The organism is Shewanella sp. ISS20 (assembly GCF_056522965.1).
In genome coordinates, this window is the sequence record NZ_JAWRZK010000001.1 from 3,568,443 (window position 1) to 3,587,142 (window position 18,700).

Here is an 18,700-nt window from a genome sequence, read left to right on the forward strand (position 1 = left end):
TTTATGATGAACTTGAATATTTGCACGGCTCTTGGAAGAGCAGGCTTGAAACGAATGGTTTGTTAACGCACGGTTGACTCACTTATGAATGCATAAGGGAGCTGACAATATTGGAGTAGGTGTTGGATGATGAATGAGGTTCATTCTGGCTAATCACGAGTCACAAGGTCGGGGTCAACGCCCGCTTGCGCGCACGCTAATGCATAGCCTTTATTGGTTGTTGCTGGCATTTATCGCGCTGACTTTTGCCTTAGTACTAGGGATTAAGTTTTGCGATCCAGCGACTTGGAGTTGGCGCTTACAGCAGCAAGGCATTAATGCTGCGCCGCACACTTGGGTGAGCCTGAGTCAGATTAATCCCTCTATGCAGCTTGCTGTGATTGCCGCCGAAGATCAAACATTTGCCAGCAATGACGGCTTTGATTATGCCGCAATGATTGCGGCCTTTGAGCATAATCAGCACAGTAAACAAATTCGCGGCGGCAGCACTATTACCCAGCAATTAGCCAAAAACTTATTTCTCTGGCCAGATCGCAGCTATTTTAGAAAGGCGTTAGGCGCTTGGTTAACCCTCTGGATAGAGGCGATTTTACCTAAGTCGCGGATACTGGAATTGTATTTAAATATTGTCCAATTAGGCCCAGATATTTATGGCGTTGAAGATGCGGCTCGCCACTACTTTGGCGTCTCTGCCCGTAATCTCTCAAGCCAACAAGCCTCACTGTTAGCGGCGATTTTACCTAATCCGGTGCGCTATAAGGTTAAACCGCCATCGCCTTATGTGATTAAGCGCTCTGCGTGGATACGCAAACAAATGCGCCAATTAGGGGATGAACCATTGCAGCAAATCCGCATCGCCCCACATCCTTAAGCGCAAGACTGAGTCCATCGTGTTTGCCTTGTTAACGGCAATGAATCCTTTATGAACTCAAGTTCACGTTAAGCGTTTACATTAGCGTTTACTGTTGATGGTTTTTATATTGAGTGATGACCAAAAATAGCCCTGAAACCCTGATGGGCCGGCGGCGCGCAGTCTTGATGGCTTAGGAGTGATGAACTAAATCGCAACCGCTCACATCAGGGCGGCACAGGGGAATTAAGGCTGCAAGATTAATTCAAACCGGCAAGGGGTTTACGCTGCCTTATGTGGGGAGTAATCTTCAGTTATCGAAATGAACTCTAACTCATTAGCTATTTAAGTGGTTGATTGATTTAAGTTAATTTAGTTGTTTTTGACTGGATTTGTCAGGAGTAATGATAGTGGTTCGACATCACTTTGTGCGATTTGCCCATCATCAGTTACTTGCCAGACAAAGACGCCGGAGGCAATTGAGCCTTAGACACACTTGGCAGGCGTCTCATCAGCGCGGCAATCGGTTAGTAGTGACTACTTGTCCATTAATTGAGGCTCAAGGACACCAAGGGCTAAACCTTTGGCATCCTATTTATGTTCGATAAGTTTGACATCATGATTTCCTTGCCTTTATTAGGGCTTATAGCCCGATTCTCTTACCCAGGTTTGCCGCTGTTATCAGCGGCTTTTTTTTGACTCTTTTTCAGCTTGATTCGCGCGAATAAGGTTAAGTTTGGCTTCTGCCAGTTTTAAAATGTGCATGTCTCCCTGGCTATCGCTATGGGTGCCAGCTAATAAACTCATAGCCTCCATAACGTTATCTACGCACCACACCTGAAAGTCGCCTGCGGCTATGGCGGCCACTATGTCACTGCGTAGCATTAAGTTAGCCACATTGGTGCGCGGTATTATGACCCCTTGCAAAGGCGTGCGGCCTTTAAGCGCACACACATCAAAAAAGCCTTCGATTTTTTCATTCACGCCGCCTATGGGCTGAGCTTCCCCAAACTGATCCATAGAGCCTGTGATGGCTATGTGTTGATTAATAGGGCGCTCACTAATGGCTGATAGCAAGGCGCAACATTCGGCCATAGTGGCGCTATCTCCATCTATGCCGCCATAAGATTGCTCGAAGGTCAGATGGCAGTTAATCGGTAACTGCTGCTCTTTGGCAAGCATGGTATTTAAATAAGCGCTTAAGATATACACGCCTTTGGAATGCAGGCTACCACTGAGTTTGACTTTGTTTTCTATATCTAAAATCTCGCCTGTGCCATAAGAGGTAGTTGCCGTTATGCGATTAGGCACACCAAATTCATGATCGCCGCTACTCATTACCGAGAGCGCATTCACTTGGCCAATTTTACTGCCGCTGACTTGAATTAAGGTGGTGCCATCTTCAAAGGATTCCATGATCTGGCTGCGTAATCTTGATATTCGATATTCATGAGCGCTAATGGCTTGGCTGATGTGCTCTGAGTGGATCATCTTATCTGCGCCTAACTGGGCAAAATAGTTGGCTTCGCGCAGTAAATTGGCGGCTTCTACTGAATAGAGCGACAGTTTATTTTGATGTTCGGCGCGCCTACTACTAAATTCTATGACTCGCTCCATGGCTGCTATAGAACACGGCAACAGCTGATTGTCTTCAATGATGGAGGCAATAAAACGCGCATATTGATGCTCAGTCTCTTGATTGCGCGTCATGGTATGTTCAAAGTCAGCTGTCACTCTAAAGAGCTCGGAAAAATCCGGATCATAATGCTGCAATAACTGATAAGTTTGGCGATCACCAAACAAAATAATCTTTACTTCTAATGGGATAGGTTCAGGTGCTAAAGAAATAGCGCCGGATAAACTGACTTCACGCTCTAAGGAGCTTAAATCTAACTGTTTAGCGCGCAAGGCGCGCTTAAGGCCATCCCACACATAGGGGCGATCTAATACCTTAATGGCATCCATCATTAATACGCCGCCATTGGCCTTGTGCAAACTGCCGGGGCGAATAAGGGTAAAGTCGGTAAAGACAGTGCCTTTAAAACTCGCATTTTCGATATAGCCAAAGAGGCTGTGATAGTTAGGGTTATCTTCCACTATGATGGGCAGCCCAGCTGAGCTATCGCCAGCGACTAACACATTGACTTGATAGCGCCGCGGCAGTTTTTTCTCTAATGAGGCGAGTGCCAGTGAGTAGTCTTCTTCATTGGCATCAAGAAATATATCTAAGTTTTCTAGAATATCTTTGCCCATGGCGGTGAGATAGTCATGAACACTGGTTTGCTCGCGATAACGCTTTTTCAGAGGCCGTAAATAATGGGTTAATACCCCTTTAGCCACTTGCTCATCGTGCTGATCTTGTTTCTCACTAAACTCATCTTCCCACTCTGTTAAGGTGCGAATTACTGAGCGTAACTGTTTTTCAAGATATTGAATATCTTGCTCAAACTGTTTTTGCTGCGCCTCAGTTAAGGCGTTGTAGCTCTCTTCCGTGTGCGCTTCTTCGCCGTTGAGCGCGGTTAACTGATAATCACCGAGATTACTAATGGTGAGCTCAATGTGGCGCGCTTTAGCGGCATCATTAAGCTCTTGCATTAAGGTTTCTTGCTGTAAACCTAACTGGCTTTTTAGTTGGTCGGCGCGGCTATGGTACAGGTCATTATCAAAGGCCAGCGGCAGGGCTTTGACGAGTTTAAATAGCAGGGATTCTATGTCTTTTCTAAATTGTTTAGCGCTGCCAAGTGGCAGTTTTAATACGCTGGGGCTGCGCTCTTCATCAAAGTTTTTAATGTAGCACCAGTCAAATAATGGGCTAGAGGGCGCCGTGTGGTTAGTTAAATAACGCAGCGCCATAGTGCGCTTGCCTAGGCCATTTTCACCTATGGCATAAATATTATAGCCCTTATCTTTAATCGACATAGCAAATTCAAGCGCTTGGCGCGCGCGCTGCTGACCTAAGATTTCATCAATCGCTAAAAAATCGGCGCTGGAGGCAATATCTGAATGGGTTGGAACAGTATGGGCGTTTGTGAGCTTAGTCTTGCGGTATACTTGCTCGCCGCTTAAGAGTTGTATCGCCATAGCATGTCCTTATTTATGCAATAACCTTAACAATGACAATAAGATAGCCAGTTGATTAAGGCAAAGAATAAATGTATCTATCGGCGATATTTAATGACATATCAATCAGGCGTAAACGCTAACCTTTGACCAATGTTAGCTGCAAAGGTGTTGCTTGAGCTGCGCCAATACTTGTCGGCCTTGCTCAGCGCCATGCTGATAGTCATGTTCTAGTTGCAGCAATTGGCTGCCGATTAAACTGGATTCTAGCGGCTCCCTTGCAAAGATTTGGATGATGTCAGCATCTTTGGGTTTATGCTCAATAAAATCGAGTTCCTGACGATAAGACTGCTCATGCATATCAAGTAGGCCTATGGGGGCAGGGCAAGAGCCATGCTGACACAACCATTCTTTTAAATGATGTAAGGCAGGTGAGTTGGCTTGATATTGGGCGTTGGTAGAGCGAATGACCACAATTTTACGTGCGCCTAATTCATAGGCTTTTCTTACTGGGAGCGGCGCGGTAACGCCGCCATCAAAATACTTGCGCCCACTTAACATGGCATCTTGGTTATAAAGAAATGGCAAGGCGCTACTGGCTTTGAGCACATCATACCAATTGTGAGCCTGAGGTTGGTGGTATTCTGCTTTCAGCCCCGCGGCGCGAGTGGCAGTAAATAAGACTTGGCGGTCTTGGCTGTTAAGGCTGGCTTGCTGCAAGTCGAGCTCCATGCCTTTTTCTTTAGCTTGGGCAAAGTACCAATCTAAATCCAACATGCTTTTGCCAAGTAAGCGGCGACTGACATTGAAAAAGTGTTTATCGCGAGAAAGTACCTGAATACATTGCTTGGCATAACCGTGTTGGCCAGAGAGATATGCACTAATGTTTTGCGCCCCAGCGGATGTACCTATGAGGATTTTAAAAGGGTTAAAGTCGGCCTTTAACCAGCTGTCGAGAATACCTGCACCAAAAATCCCTCTTTGCCCACCTCCCTCAACTATCAGCGCAGTCCCAGCAACTATATGTTTGCGGCTAGGTGAATGCATAGGTTTGCTATAGTGTTGAAAACTACCATGACTAAAGGAAGTACCAGTATTGTTGATCTGAGCTAGAAATGCCATAAGGCGGCGACATTACTTTTGCGAAGGCGATTAATGTACCTCTGCGGCGCTAGCTAGACCAATTAATGGCAGTTAATCTAGGCGGATTAATAGTGTAGGATCTGCGCTCAATTCTAAGAAATCATCATCTTATACCAATAATAACAAAGGATAATTATGTCAGTGCTCATCATCTGTTTACTCATAGCCATGTTACTACCTTATTTTGCCAAAATACCGCTAGGTTGGGCGATGGCAAAAGAGGGGCGATATGACAATGCTCATCCGCGCGCCCAGCAAGCGCGTTTAACTGGTTTGGGCGCGCGAGCGCTAGCTGCCCATCAAAACGCCTTTGAATCTTTAATCTTATTTGCGCCAGCGGTACTATTAGTGATTGCTACAAATACTATTAATTCGCAGGCTGAAGTTGCGGCCGTGGTGTATTTGCTAGCGCGTCTTGCCTATCAAGCTTGTTACTTATGCAATTTAGATAAGCTGCGTAGCCTTAGCTGGTTTATTGGCATTATTGCTACCTTTTGGATTTTCGCCCAAGCCATGTAAGACTTTGGTGATATCCACCACACTCCACTCGTCGCTAGATGACTTTTAAGCGCCTGGCCGCTAGGCTCAGCGCAACGTAAGAAAAGGGATGGCAAGATGGCCTCATTGTTGTTAATAAAAAATGCTGATGTATACAGCCCAGAGCCTTTAGGCTGCGTGGACGTGCTGGTGGCAGGCTCTACAATAATCGCCATAGGTAAAGACTTAGCGATTAGCGGTAACGTGCATCACACCTTAGATGCACAGGGTAAGTTATTGATCCCAGGCTTAGTTGACCCATTAGTGCACATCACAGGTGGCGGCGGCGAGGGTGGTTATCATACCCGCACCAGGGCAATGGAGTTAACCGATGCTAGTTGCTATGGCGTCACGACCTTAGTGGCCGCATTAGGCACTGATGCCATTAGTCGCACCTTAGAAGATATGCTGGCTAAAGCCAAAGGGCTTGAGCATGAAGGGCTGAATGTCTTTTGTTATACCGGCTCTTACGCCTATCCTGTGGTGACATTAACAGGCTCTATTAGCCGCGATTTAATGTTGATTGATAACATGATAGGCATAGGTGAAATCGCTATTAGCGATCACCGCGGCTCGCAGTTAACTACCACTGAACTGGCGCGCGTGGCTTCTGAAGCGCGAGTGGGCGGCATGTTATCCAATAAGGCCGGCAAGGTTTTTGTGCATGTAGGGGATGGTAAGGGCGGATTACAACCTTTACATCAAGTGGCGAGCGAGACAGATATTCCGTTGCAGCAGTTTTATCCCACCCATATTAATCGCAGCCAAGCTCTTTTAGAGCAAGGTTTCACTTTTGCCAAAGCGGGCGGCGTGATTGATTTTACCACCTCAACCAATCAAGCCTGTTTAGACAGTGGTGAAGTGGCAGTAGTAGACGCGGTGTTTCAGGCGCTTGATGCTGGCGTTAGCATAAACAACATCAGCTTAAGTTCTGATGGCCATGCCAGCCTGCCAGTATTTAATGAGTTAGGTCAGTTAATTGGGTTAGAAATGGGCCGCATTGCGAGTTTATACGAAACCTTTTGTGAGTTAGTGCAAGCTAACCTGCCATTGTCTGATGCTATTAAGTTAGTGAGCACTAATGCGGCAAGAAACTTACAACTTAAACACAAAGGCCAATTGGCGGTGGGGTTAGATGCTGATTTAGTGTTGCTTGATGCCAAGCTAACGATTGATAGTGTCTGGAGTCGCGGCCAAGCCTTAGTGCGCGGCGGTGAGCCGACTCGCTATGGTGAGTTTGAAATCCGTTAATGACCTAGATTAGCCGCAAGTTTAACCCCAAATAACGCCCACATCTGTGGGCGTTATTATTGAGCGGCACTATCATAGCTGCACTATCACATCTGCATTATCACCACAGCGTTATTGGTGCTGCCAGATAAGGCTTACTGATATCAGCGTAAGAAGAACTTAAGTAATAATTTTTGCACCCAAGTGCCGTAAGGCGGGTGCACTAATTTGCCGGTATTAAGCTTGCCGCGCTGCAATACGGTTTTTGCATGACTAAAACGTAAAAAGCCTTCATGACCATGATAATGCCCCATGCCAGATGGGCCTATGCCACCAAAGGGTGCATCATCGGCGGCCACATGAAACACGGTTTCATTGATGCAGACGCCGCCAGAGTGAGTGTTCGCTAACACGTATTGCTGAGTATTTTCGTCAAAACTCATGAGATAAAGCGCTAATGGTCTTGGGCGATGATTAATATAAGTGACAGCACCAGCCAAAGAGTCGTAAGGGATAATTGGCAATAACGGCCCAAAAATTTCTTCTTGCATAATCTGCATATCATCATTGGCATTGAGTACTAGCTGGGTCGCTAGTTTGCGTGAATCGGGTTTCACGCCCTCGCCTGAGGCGCTAATTACTTGGGCTCCTTGGTTTTTTGCATCAAGCAACAAGGCCTGCAGACGCGCAAATTGGCGATCGTTAATCACATTGCCATAATCTGGGTTGTCCGCCATGGCACCATACATTTGGTGAAACTTTTGCTGATAAGCGCTGACAAAGGTTTGCACTTTACTGGCTGGGCATAAGACATAATCTGGCGACACGCAGATTTGACCGGCATTAAGGCACTTACCATAAATGAGGCGCTCAACTGCGGTATTGATATCTATGTCATCGGCAATAATCACAGGTGATTTACCACCGAGCTCTAAAGTCACTGGCGTTAAGTTTTTAGCGGCAGCCTGCATCACATAGCGTCCCACGGTAGTGGAACCAGTAAACAGTAAATGATCAAAGGCTAAGCTTGAAAAATAGCTGGCAACCTCGGCTTCACCTTCCACAACCGCCACTTTATCAGCACTAAAGCAATCCATTAAGATGCGTTTTATGACTTGGTTAGTCGCTGGAGTAAATTCAGATAATTTAAGCATGCAGCGATTTCCCGCCGCCATTAATGACGCCAATGGGCCAAGGGATAACATCACAGGGAAGTTCCAAGGCACAATCACGCCAACCACTCCAAGTGGCTGATAATGCACGCGCACTGTGGCAGGCGCTAACAGTAATCCGGCGTGACGGCGGCTTGGTTTCATCCATTTAGCTAAGTGTTTTAGACAGTAATTAATGTTGTTAATGACCGGCAAAACATCTGCGATTAAGCTGTCATCTGTGCTGCGATGACCATAATCCTGATTTAACGCTGCCACCAATGGTTCTTGATGTTGCAGTAGCGCCGCTTTTAGGCGAAATAAATCACTTTTACGCTGGGCAAGCGTTGGCATAGGTTGCTGCTGATAGGCCAACTGTTGCTGCTGAAATAACGCCTGAATATGGGTTTCAAATCCCGGTGCTGACATAACCTAAATACCTTAACTCTGCAGATATGCCCTTGTGTGGGCGAACTAAGCCTGTGGCTGCATTACATAATGCTTAATGTAAATCGGCCATATTCTTCAATGAATTACCTATGTATTAATAGGCTCAGAGTAAAGTTGTTAGTAATCTTAGGCAAGTACAATGTTATTTGAGCAACAGAGCGCATCAGTGGTAAGGTTAACAGGCTTGCAGGCGAGCTGTTTGAATGTTTTTCACGATAAATTCAACGCCTTATAATGGCTTAATCATGAATAGAAAATCATGCACACAGCTTGCGCAATACTGGTACACTCATTTCACTAAGTGTTGTTATTGAGGGAATAATTTATGCGCTCACGTAAAATTCTATGGCCAACCGACTTTTCAACGACATCGTCACATGCTCTTAGCTATGCCATTGAAATGGCTAATCTGTATCAAGTTAGTTTACGGATATTGCATGTGGTCGAGCAACTTAGCGGTGCGGAAAGTTTTCAAATATTAGTGATAAGCCCTGAAGAGCTGATGCAGTCGATGGAAAGGGACGCCGCCGCGCGGATGCAAATTTTATTAAATGGCTTAGAGACTCATTTAACCATAGAAACTGTGGTGCGCCGCTGCGAAGAAAACAACATCGCCGAGCAAATCATTAAAGAAGCCCACGACAGTGATTGCGGCATGATAGTCATGGCAAGTAATGGCCGCCAAGGCTTGGCACATCTACTTAATGATAACGTGTCTGAGCAAGTGGCTAACAAGGCACATTGCCCTGTGCTTATTGTTAAATAGCCGCTGGCGCTGCTTATTCTAACCTAAGTAAGTCATGCGTAAATGGTAGTTCCTTAACGCTAGCCGCCCGCTAGCGTTATCATTTCATTCTATGTTTGTCCCGCTCTTGGCATTTCGCCTTGTTATACCCGTCATCATGCATTTCCTTAATCACACCTCATCAAGACAATGTTTTTTAGCCGGCACATGCATTCTTACATTAACAATGAAAAATCTGTTAGTTTTTAGTGGTTATGTTGGTTTTTTGTTTGTGGTATATTTGGATTTGGGTGATCTGTTTTTAATGTATTACTAATAAGTTACCTTGATAGTGTGAATGAAAGTGGTAAAGCCTAGTGTTGATGATGTGACTGATTGCCATTAGCACGGCTTGAGATGTACTTAGGTAAAGTTAAGGAACACATACGATGAAGTATGCAATTATGCGCAGCTTAGCTCTGCTATTGATGATGTCATCTAGCCTGTCAGTACTGGCATCGACTTCTTCTGGCTGGATAAAAGTGTCTGAACCTTTACTTTATGGTATCTGGGGCAATTCTAATGATGGTGGCGCCACGTTTTCCCGCTTTGATGAATACCTTAAAGACGGCACCTTTAGAGTCTGGGGCAGTTTGCCCGAGGGCGGTGATTACGAAGCTGAAGGCGTGTACGTTAATCTTTATGACAATGGCCAAAAGAAAAGCTGCGCTAGATATACCAAGGTATCAGAAGAGATCAGTCATCTGGTCGATCATTCATTTTGTGTCATCATAATGTCTATCAATGAACGCCAATTTTCCTTTAAGGATAGTGATTCTGGCAAAGTGTCAGTGACTTATCGAATGCCGCAATAATGGCGGCAGCGAAGGCGCCCTGACGAGTCACCAATAGATTTGTTTCTGATTTGTGATCTACTAATACACCTCAGCCTTTATCAACATAAACTTTTATGCCACAATCCGCGCCCATAGGCTGATGTCATATCAGCCTATAACTTCGTATAACCCTGTTAATCCGGTACAGGGGTCTCTACCAGAATCCGTAAAATTCTGATTACGAAGAGCTAAGCGATTGATTGCTTATCTCTTTGTATGGTTATTTGTCACTATAATCAGATAAGCCGTCTTTCTCTCGTCATCCCAATTTGAGAGTTAATGATGAAAAGTTTTGTTACTGGATTACCTAAAGTTGAATTACACCTGCACATTGAAGGCAGTTTAGAGCCGGAGCTTATGTTTGAGCTAGCCCGGCGCAATCAGGTGGCCATCCCTTTTTCAAGCCCAGATGAAGTGCGCGCGGCTTATCAATTCACTAATCTGCAGTCATTTTTAAATATCTATTATCAAGGCGCCAATGTACTGCTGACTGAGCAGGATTTCTTTGATTTAACCTGGGCTTATCTTGAGCGCTGCCGCGCTGATAACGTGCAGCACTGTGAAATCTTTTTTGACCCGCAAACACACACCGACAGAGGTGTGGCCTTTGCGACTGTGGTCAATGGTATCTGCGCGGCGCTGACTAAGGCCGAGCAAGAACTAGCCATTAGCAGTCAACTTATCATGTGTTTCTTGCGCCATCTTGATGAAGATGCAGCATTTGCCACCTTAGAGATGGCGCTGCCATTTAAAGATAAGATTATCGGCGTTGGTTTAGATTCTTCTGAGCAAGGCAACCCCCCTGAAAAATTTGCGCGAGTTTTTGCTAAGGCCAAAGCCTTGGGCTTTTTAACTGTGGCTCATGCGGGGGAAGAGGGGCCGGCGCAAAATATTGTCGATGCCATTGAATTGCTACAGGTAAACCGCGTCGATCACGGCGTTAGCTGCGCGCAAGACCCGGCATTAGTGGCAAGTCTTGCGGCTACGCGCATGCCATTAACTGTCTGCCCACTGTCCAATACTAAGCTTAAAGTGTTTGAGCACATGACAGAACACAATCTGGTGGAGTTATTAAGGCAAGGCGTGTGCGTCACTATTAACTCAGATGATCCTGCCTATTTTGGCGGTTATATGACAGCTAACTTCATGGCGGTAGCTGAGGCGTTTGCTATCTCTAACGCTGAACTTGCCCAATTTAGCTTAAATGCCATTGAAGCCAGCTTTATCTCTCAAGAGCGCAAAGATGAGTTAACTCAAGCGGTTGAAGCTTACTTACAGCAAGCCTAAGTGGTTTCTCTAAGGTAAAGGTCTGTTGATATCAGCCGCGGTTAATAACCTACCGCGGCTTTTTATTATCTTGAATTTGTAGAGATGACTAGCAGCACTTTTTTGCGTGAAATAGGTGAGTGAAAAAGGTGAGTAAAATATTTGTGTGATATTAAAATCTACTACCTGCTTGCTGTAAAAAAGCGAATTCTTCAGGAGTGGATTGTCTGCCAAGTAACTGATTGCGATGAGGGTAGCGGCCAAATCGGCTGATGATGGCGCTATGGCGCAGTTCAAACTCAAGACTCGCTGCGCTGCACCCTTTAAACAGAGGTAATGCCTGCTCATGAATTATGGCTGATTCGCTGTGCATATATGGCATTTATAAAAATGGTTTTTCTTTAGGGGTAAGGGTTTCATCAAGTTTTTGGCTCACGGCTTCTTGGGCTAACACTAGCGCTATAGCGTCATGACTAAAAGCCTTAGCGGTATCGCGATAAATATTACGCGAGAATTGGTCAAGCACAATAATCTCAGCCAAACGTCCTTGGGGAGTTTGCCGCCAGCGCCAGCATTCACCAGCGCTGGCTTGCATTAACGTGTCTGCAAATTGCTGAGATATCTTGGCATCAAGGTCGACATCTTTTTTAAACCAGTCTGATGGACTGAGTTGTGTGAACCAAAAATCTAGCACGGTTTGATAGTGCATCTTGCCTCCGCTTAAATCCAATTGTTAAAGTCAGTGCCAGTTGCCATCATAGTTTGGCGGTAAATATGATTAGCGTGGCGCACTGGTATACAAGGAATAGTTACATTGCCGCTAGCAAGGCCAAGGGTTAGAGTGCAAAGGCCGCGGCGCCTAAGTCCTGGTGAGGTGTGCCAGTTAACCGTTTGGATTTTTTTATACTGAATAAAGCGCCATTGCTGGCCAAGTAAGCCCGTATGTAACCAAATGCCTGAGCGCTTAATGTGATAGCCAAGCTGGCAGTAATAGATGATTAAGAACAAACAAAGCGCGACGCCAACCAAGGCAAGTGCGCACGATATCCACAACTCCCCCGCAAATAGGCTAAAGAACGCTGGCATAAAGGGAGCCCGCATGCGTTTAGCGAGCCACAACCAATGCACCGACCAGTAAGACTTAGGCAGACTTAATTGCGCTAAGGCGTGCGCGGGTAATCGGCTTGGATTTATGCTGGTTAAAATCGTCGCTAGCTCGCTAGTGCGAAGGCTTGGAATGAGCATATTACCTTTTATCTGCTGCTCAACTTCTTGGCCTTGGACTTGTTTAAATCTTAAGCTCCAGCGGCCAAGGAGTCTGGCAAGCCAAGGCTGCTCAAGTTGCAATAACTGGATGCGGTGCACTTTTAGGGCATCTTGCTGATGGGAGATAACCCCACCAGTGCGCACTAAAGTGCGGCCATCAAAGCGTAAATGGTAAGGGTAATATTTTAAAATGGCCGACAGCACAGATAACAGACTGAGGATCCCCAGTACTGCCAATAACAAGGTACTGGCTAACACTATTCCCAGCCATAAATCGCCATGGGTGAGCCGAGTGGCTTGCCCCCAAAGGGCTTGAAACCACACTTGCTCTGATAGCTTGTCGTAATCAAGCTGTCCAAGTATTGGACTTAAAATTAAGGCGAGCCACAGTAAGTTATTTTGATATAAACCAAATAACACCAGATCATCACCGTTTCTATGAACCCAGAGCGGTGGCTCGTTGGCGGCCATGTTAGTAGTGGCATGGGTCGAGCCAATAGTGTTGTTTGAGTCAATGGCATGAGTTGCGTGCGCCTGTTCTATAGCGTTAGCCGCGCTATTGGCGCTGACATTATTATTCCCCACCAAGGCCGCTTGTAGCTCTTTGGCGACACTGGCACTAAGGGCACGCAATTGCACCTCATCTTTACTTGAGCCTGCGGTTTCAGCCACTAAGGTAAATAAGTCTAAGGGTTTAAAGTAAAACGGCTGCTCTATGCGCACATTGAGGATTTTATCTAACGGGATTTCATCGATTTTGCTGAACAATAATCCTTGCTGCACTATGAGTTTGTCGCGGTTAACTTGATAGTGAAATCTAAGCCAATACACCACCGCTATTATGGTCGAGATACTAAAGACGACACTGGCCCCTATGATTAACCACTTGCTATCAAAGTCCATTTTCCAGCTAGCGTAAAGGATGGGGATGAGCGTATAGGCATTGCTAACTAGCTTAGTTAAATGGCCAAAGACCACGCTGACTATCGCCCACGGGGATAGCCGAATAAGATTAGTTTCCCCAGTGTTAAGCGGCATTGTCTGGGTTACCTTGCGCTAGCTGCGGTGCCGCCAAAGAGAGTAGCGCTTGTCTTAGGGATTCTGCGGTCGCTATCGATAACCCAGGTAAATTAATTTCAGCACTACCGCTGCCAGCGCTAAAGCATTTGAGCTGACATAAGCCAAAGCGCAGCTCTAAGGGATTTTGCGACAGGCTCACGTGTTGTAAGCGACTGATAGGCATGGCGGTAATATCTTGCCACCATAAGCCAGATTCAATTTGAATGGCAGCGGGATAAACGCAATAAGTGAGGCGCTTGGCGTGCTGCACTCGTAGCCACAAAAAGCCAGTGGTGATGGCTAGCCAAGCTAAGCCTAGGCATAGGAGTAGCCACTGCGGCGGATAAGGCTTAACGACTAATAAAATGAGCCCAACTATGGCAGGTATGCTACTTATTAGCAGCACTTCAACTTGCACTTGGATGTGGTAATTAGCATCGACTGGCATGCGTTCGGTGGCGTTTAATGGTGGCCAATTGGCTTGGCACAGTGGCACCGATAGCTCGGGATAGTCTTGCGGGGCAATAAATTCAATCTTGGCCATCAGTGGTAATCCTTGTAGCATGCCTTATTAAAGACTTAAGTCAGTGTTGCTAGATAGACTATATCAGTCAATAGCGCATGTTTGTTGCAAAATTGTAGGCTAGAATTTTGTCATCAAGGCGACTGCAGTGGTCTGGTTTATGTCTCAACCTATGTCATAGATGGATTGGAGTTAACAATGGATGTCATCGCATCAAAACCGCAAATCGCGTTTTATCGAAAATTGTATTTAGCTGGGCTCATTGCCAGTGAGCCGCAAAACATGGTGAGTTTGCAAGCGCGCACTGGTATGCCAAGACGCACGCTGCAAGATACCTTAGTGGCATGCCAAGATATCGGTATAGTGATTGAGTTTAAACAAGAAGGTGAACGCAATAATGCCGGCGTGTATTGCTTGCAGGACTGGGGGCCGATAGCGCCGACTTGGGTTGAAACCCATTGGCTGCAATTGGAGCAAGCCCTGAGTGATTCAGGGCGTTAATGTATTGAACTAGCGAGTGGCTAAGGGTTAACGCCACATTAGATAAGCGCCAAACCCTAGCCAACTTATGGCTAATAATAACCAAGGCAGGTGTGATGCCGCTTGGCTTGGCATAGGTGCATAGTCATCATCAGTACTAACGCTTGTGCTTACTTGCTTTTGTTTATTAAGCTTTTTCTTAAATTTATCTCTGTCTCTTGCTTGGGCTTTATGCTGCTTTTTAAATTCAGCTATGCCTTTTTCTATGCCTTGAGCAATCAACTTTGTTTGTTCTTTGGTTTGCCCTGGCTTTTGGGTCGCTTTGGCAAGCTTATTGGCTTGCTCTTTTGATTCATGAGAAATGTCGGTCTTCATTAAACTCTGGCGTTTGCATCAAATTTGCGCCTGAGTTTACCGCATTTATCTTAGTTTTGGGGTAGAATCCCTCGCAAATATTAGCCATAAAGGAGTGGCGTTGACATGTCACAACAATCTGAAAATCAGCCAGCCCAAGTGGCGAGCTTGTATGAATTAGCCGATCAATTTATCGCGTTAGCCAATGAATTAGCCCAGCAGCAACAAGATGTTGGTAAAGTGGGTTCTGCGCTGAGATTTGCTGCCGCGCGCTTTAATGCCTTTGAGGCGGCGCTGAAATCTGCCGATTTAGCCGCTGAAAAAGACAATGCCCTGGAATGGTTTAGCCAAGATTTTAAAGAAATGTTGAGTGATAATCTTGATGATCATATCGCAACTCCACCAGTGGAAAACATAGATCCACAAGCGGACGTTGAGATTTTTAAAGGTTAATTGCGTGTGTGCCTGTAAGTGCATTCACTTACAGGCAATTAATGCCAAATGCCTAAAACTTAGAACCAAGGCTTAGAGGCTGTAAATCACTCTCGCTGCTAACAAGAGTAATACCACGCCACTTAACTTATCTATGATATGCGCCTTAGCTTTGAGTTTATCCAACACCTTAGGGTGAGAAAACGCGAACGCGATTAAGGTGTACCACAAACCATCAATCACCATAGGCATTAGCACTATGAGGGCTTGGCCACTCATGTTGTCTGCTAACATCACAAACTGACTAAAAAGCGCGGTAAAGAATAATAAAATCTTAGGGTTAAATAGTGAAATCGCTATGCCATCTTGCGCGGCTTGTCGATAACTAATAGCTTGCCCCCCTTGCCACAAGCCCGGCCCTTGACCTTGAGTACGCAGGGCTTGCACCCCTAAATAGGCTAGATACAAGGCGCCTAACAGAGTAATGCCTTTAAAGACTTGAGGCGAGGCCGCTAACACAGTCGCTAATCCCAGCAATGTCACTAACGCATAGATGCCAATGCCGAGCGCATGTGACCACGCACAAATAATCCCATGCCGACGGCCACTGCCTAATGTGTGGCGCACCACCATAGCTAAACTTGGGCCTGGAGACATGGCGCCGAGTAAACAAATGGCTAATAAACTGATAACGGCAGAAATATCCATATATTCCTTTGTGTTACATTGAAGTAATCATTGATTGTGATGCAGAATACAAACTCGTGGAACGAGTGGCAATTGAATAAGTAAAGGATGATACATGAGTGGGTTACAAATTGGTTTGTTGTTGGTGTTAGCCGGACTCTTAGGATCGGCTGGCTATTTTACCTACTTAAAAATCCGCGGCTATCCCTTACCGACTATGGTGATAGTGATTTTACTGACGGCCAGTTTTTGTCTGGGTAGTGTCGGTTATTTTGTGAGTTTCACTGAAGATTATCAGGCGTGGCGCCAATTAGAGTGGCAGCGGCTGGATGCTGATAAAATTCCCGCCTTAGTGGATGCAGGCTACGTGGTGGTGGTTGATATTACTTCTGACTGGTGCAGTATTTGCCAGCAAAATAAAGCCAACGTCTGGCATCGCGAGCAAGTGACTGAGCGTTTGCGCCGCAGTGATATCATTTTAATGCGCGGCGATGCCACAGAACCTGATGATGAAATCTCTGCCTATTTAGCCGCGCAAGGAGCCCATGGTTTTCCCTTTAATAAAGTTTATGGCCGCGGTAAAACGTCGGGAATTGAGCTGCCCCGTGAGCTCACTATCTTAGCCTTAGAAATGGCGCTTAAGCGGCAGGGGATTTAAAGTCACTCTTGGAGTTGTTGCAGGTAGCGGATTAATAGCGTTTTTTAGTGGTGTCCTGATTTTTTGATAGCAATGAAAATTTGTACATAAAGTTGCTTGTTTGTTAGTAACTCTTGATGGCTGTGATACTTTTACAGCTAATATTGAATGTGTCACCAACTAGCTGCGGGAGCATGCATGAAAAACCTGTTAACCATAATCGTGCTAATTATTATTGGCGGTGTGGGTTATTGGATAAGCCAAGAAACATCGATGAAAAAGGGCGGAGATATGACCATATTGGTGCATATCCCCGCCGACACGCCGTTTTTCTCTGGCCAATTAACCCCGTTTCCAATCAAAGATTATCTAAATAATATCAAAGATGTATATCAAGACGACGCGCTAGCTGAGGTAGTAGGCACAGGCCCAACTGAGCAGTTCTTTTTCTCGTTATACAAGCAGTACATGACCTTATTGCCTGATCCTAATGCCTTATTAGCGGGCTTTGGCATGAGTGATAACATCCAAGCTTATTTCTATACCTTAGGTTTATTGCCTGTGGCTAAATGGCAAATCGCCAATCCGAATGCCATGAATGCTCAATTTGACAAGGCCGCCGCTGCTAGCTCTGTGAAAATGGAAGCAGGGACTATTGATGGTGTTGACGTTCGCCGCTACATCTTTGATGAAGAGGCGGCGTTAGTGGTGGCTTATCAAGACGGCTGGATGACACTGACCCTTGATATTAAGCAAGCCGATCCTAGCCTATTACCTATGGCGCTCGGTAAAACCCCTATTACTAACTCGTTAGCTGCCAAGGATATGGTTGGCAAGATGCTAACTAAGCATGGTTTGCTGCCAGATAGTCTGACATTCATTAACCATGAGTCGATTGTTAATGGTATCACAGGCAAAGACACAGGCCTGCTGGCGACACAAATTAAACAAATCATGGCAACGAGTGATGATAGTGGTTTAAGCGTGTGGCAAACCCCTACCTGCCAAACCTAATTAGCCAGCATTGCCAGCAATTGGCCAAAGACTGTAATTGGCGCAACTAAGATGTCGATTACTCCAAATCACACTGAGTTTACCCTTAAGAGCGTTATCGAAAGTAATAACACGGCTATGATGACTGCGCTTTCTGCCTTGCAGGGCTTTATTCCCGCGGGTATGACGCAATTAGATGGTCGGATCATGACTATGGCGTTTGGTACTGATACCGCCAAATTAGCGGGTTCAGTGGCTGACATTTGGCTGCAATTGACTGAACCTGCCGCTGCGTGTGAACCTCTGCGTGAGCTGCAATTATCATTGGCAGAAGAGAACCCTGCTATGGTGACTATGGGTGCAGGTATGGCTGATGGCGCTATGGGCGTAGCCATGAGTTTGTTTGATTATCAGATAAATGAGCAAGGTGAGCTAAAAACCTTAGACGCCGCAGTGAGTGTATCGACTCCACGCCCGAGCACCTTAGTGTCTTTGCTAACCAATATTGACCCTATGTTTGCATCCATCCAAGTTCCTAGCGATGGCACGCCGGTGTCGCTGGCCCCTATTTTACAGCTGCCAGACTTTTTACCCCTTGATCCTATGATAGCCATTAAGGGCGAGCATTTAGTGGTATATAGCGGCGCCAAGGCTAAGCAGTGGGCCGACGGTTTAGCGGCGCAGGCGTTAGTGTCTAATGGCATTATTGCCGGTGGCGTTGATTATCAGAAGATTTATCAGCCTTTAGTGATGGCGTTAGAGTTAAGTGGTGAAGAAGTGCCAGCCGATATCGCGGTACTGCAAAATCAGCCAATGCAAGTGGGCTTTGAACTCTTGATGGCGCCACAAGGCATTATCTTTAATACCCAAATGCTATCTACTCCAAGCGTTAAGTAATTTTGAGCCTTAAATGCTTTTGGTCGTGGCTGACTCTAACTCAGAGTTCAGCCTGTGGACCTAAA

The 18,700-nt window shown here is 45.7% G+C and carries 18 protein-coding genes, 1 pseudogene and 1 riboswitch; of the genes and pseudogenes, 11 read left to right on the forward strand and 8 right to left on the reverse strand.

The window, feature by feature from the left end:
- Window positions 1-133 precede the first annotated feature (133 nt).
- Entirely contained in the window at window positions 134-871 is a 738-nt protein-coding gene (gene mtgA, locus AC1HDP_RS16245; protein WP_479639543.1) for a monofunctional biosynthetic peptidoglycan transglycosylase, read from the forward strand.
- Between the two features lie 660 nt (window positions 872-1,531).
- Here the strand turns inward: mtgA and AC1HDP_RS16250 are convergent.
- Complete coding sequence (locus tag AC1HDP_RS16250; RefSeq protein ID WP_479639544.1) at window positions 1,532-3,931, reverse strand: Lon protease family protein; 2,400 nt, start codon at window positions 3,929-3,931, stop codon at window positions 1,532-1,534.
- Between the two features lie 135 nt (window positions 3,932-4,066).
- A complete protein-coding gene (locus tag AC1HDP_RS16255; RefSeq protein ID WP_479639545.1) occupies window positions 4,067-5,032 on the reverse strand; it encodes a patatin-like phospholipase family protein in 966 nt (321 codons plus the stop codon).
- Between the two features lie 156 nt (window positions 5,033-5,188).
- Here AC1HDP_RS16255 and AC1HDP_RS16260 point away from each other — a divergent pair, with 156 nt between their 5' ends.
- Window positions 5,189-5,572 carry an MAPEG family protein gene (locus AC1HDP_RS16260; RefSeq protein WP_479639546.1) on the forward strand — a complete coding sequence of 128 codons (384 nt, stop codon included), beginning with the start codon at window positions 5,189-5,191 and terminating at the stop codon, window positions 5,570-5,572.
- Window positions 5,573-5,668: 96 nt separating this feature from the next.
- The gene (gene iadA, locus AC1HDP_RS16265) at window positions 5,669-6,841 is read left to right on the forward strand and encodes a beta-aspartyl-peptidase (protein WP_479639547.1); all 1,173 of its coding nucleotides are present in this window, start codon (window positions 5,669-5,671) and stop codon (window positions 6,839-6,841) included.
- A 143-nt stretch (window positions 6,842-6,984) separates the two neighbouring features.
- Here the strand turns inward: iadA and AC1HDP_RS16270 are convergent, their stop codons facing one another.
- A complete protein-coding gene (locus AC1HDP_RS16270; protein ID WP_479639548.1) occupies window positions 6,985-8,400 on the reverse strand; it encodes a coniferyl aldehyde dehydrogenase in 1,416 nt (471 codons plus the stop codon).
- A gap of 346 nt (window positions 8,401-8,746) precedes the next feature.
- Between AC1HDP_RS16270 and AC1HDP_RS16275 the strand changes: the two genes are divergently transcribed.
- The 3 genes from AC1HDP_RS16275 (at window position 8,747) to AC1HDP_RS16285 (ending at window position 11,328) form a co-directional block, all read left to right on the forward strand.
- Window positions 8,747-9,187 carry a universal stress protein gene (locus AC1HDP_RS16275; RefSeq protein WP_479639549.1) on the forward strand — a complete coding sequence of 147 codons (441 nt, stop codon included), beginning with the start codon at window positions 8,747-8,749 and terminating at the stop codon, window positions 9,185-9,187.
- Between the two features lie 407 nt (window positions 9,188-9,594).
- A complete protein-coding gene (locus AC1HDP_RS16280) occupies window positions 9,595-10,020 on the forward strand; it encodes a hypothetical protein (RefSeq protein ID WP_479639550.1) in 426 nt (141 codons plus the stop codon).
- Between the two features lie 122 nt (window positions 10,021-10,142).
- A riboswitch (purine riboswitch) is annotated at window positions 10,143-10,242 on the forward strand.
- Between the two features lie 81 nt (window positions 10,243-10,323).
- Window positions 10,324-11,328 (forward strand): adenosine deaminase, encoded by a 1,005-nt coding sequence (locus AC1HDP_RS16285; RefSeq protein WP_479639911.1) that lies wholly within the window; start codon window positions 10,324-10,326, stop codon window positions 11,326-11,328.
- Between the two features lie 151 nt (window positions 11,329-11,479).
- On the opposite strand, the pseudogene AC1HDP_RS16290 reads toward AC1HDP_RS16285, so the two are convergent.
- From AC1HDP_RS16290 to AC1HDP_RS16300, 3 genes and pseudogenes are all read right to left on the reverse strand, one after another.
- Window positions 11,480-12,016, reverse strand: a pseudogene (locus tag AC1HDP_RS16290) (DUF924 family protein).
- 11 nt (window positions 12,017-12,027) lie between these two features.
- Window positions 12,028-13,611: a PH domain-containing protein gene (locus tag AC1HDP_RS16295; protein ID WP_479639551.1), complete on the reverse strand. Its 1,584-nt coding sequence runs from the start codon at window positions 13,609-13,611 to the stop codon at window positions 12,028-12,030.
- A complete protein-coding gene (locus tag AC1HDP_RS16300) occupies window positions 13,601-14,176 on the reverse strand; it encodes a PH domain-containing protein (RefSeq protein WP_479639552.1) in 576 nt (191 codons plus the stop codon). The genes AC1HDP_RS16295 and AC1HDP_RS16300 overlap by 11 nt, the downstream gene beginning before the upstream one ends.
- Window positions 14,177-14,353: 177 nt before the next feature.
- Between AC1HDP_RS16300 and AC1HDP_RS16305 the strand changes: the two genes are divergently transcribed.
- Window positions 14,354-14,656, forward strand: a complete 303-nt coding sequence (locus AC1HDP_RS16305) for a helix-turn-helix domain-containing protein (protein WP_479639553.1) — start codon at window positions 14,354-14,356, stop codon at window positions 14,654-14,656.
- A 27-nt stretch (window positions 14,657-14,683) separates the two neighbouring features.
- Here AC1HDP_RS16305 and AC1HDP_RS16310 read toward each other — a convergent pair whose 3' ends face one another.
- Window positions 14,684-15,010: a DUF2956 domain-containing protein gene (locus AC1HDP_RS16310; protein WP_479639554.1), complete on the reverse strand. Its 327-nt coding sequence runs from the start codon at window positions 15,008-15,010 to the stop codon at window positions 14,684-14,686.
- A gap of 105 nt (window positions 15,011-15,115) precedes the next feature.
- Between AC1HDP_RS16310 and AC1HDP_RS16315 the strand changes: the two genes are divergently transcribed.
- Window positions 15,116-15,442 (forward strand): DUF3144 domain-containing protein, encoded by a 327-nt coding sequence (locus tag AC1HDP_RS16315; protein ID WP_140931121.1) that lies wholly within the window; start codon window positions 15,116-15,118, stop codon window positions 15,440-15,442.
- Window positions 15,443-15,514: 72 nt separating this feature from the next.
- On the opposite strand, the gene AC1HDP_RS16320 is transcribed toward AC1HDP_RS16315, so the two are convergent.
- A complete protein-coding gene (locus tag AC1HDP_RS16320) occupies window positions 15,515-16,129 on the reverse strand; it encodes a LysE family translocator (RefSeq protein ID WP_479639555.1) in 615 nt (204 codons plus the stop codon).
- Window positions 16,130-16,223: 94 nt separating this feature from the next.
- On the opposite strand from AC1HDP_RS16320, the gene AC1HDP_RS16325 reads away from it, so the two are divergent.
- The 3 genes from AC1HDP_RS16325 (at window position 16,224) to AC1HDP_RS16335 (ending at window position 18,635) form a co-directional block, all read left to right on the forward strand.
- Window positions 16,224-16,766, forward strand: a complete 543-nt coding sequence (locus AC1HDP_RS16325) for a thioredoxin family protein (RefSeq protein WP_140931125.1) — start codon at window positions 16,224-16,226, stop codon at window positions 16,764-16,766.
- Between the two features lie 177 nt (window positions 16,767-16,943).
- Complete coding sequence (locus tag AC1HDP_RS16330; RefSeq protein WP_479639556.1) at window positions 16,944-17,759, forward strand: hypothetical protein; 816 nt, start codon at window positions 16,944-16,946, stop codon at window positions 17,757-17,759.
- 51 nt (window positions 17,760-17,810) lie between these two features.
- On the forward strand, window positions 17,811-18,635 hold the full coding sequence (locus AC1HDP_RS16335; protein ID WP_479639557.1) for a hypothetical protein: 825 nt from the start codon (window positions 17,811-17,813) through the stop codon (window positions 18,633-18,635).
- Window positions 18,636-18,700: the final 65 nt, after the last annotated feature.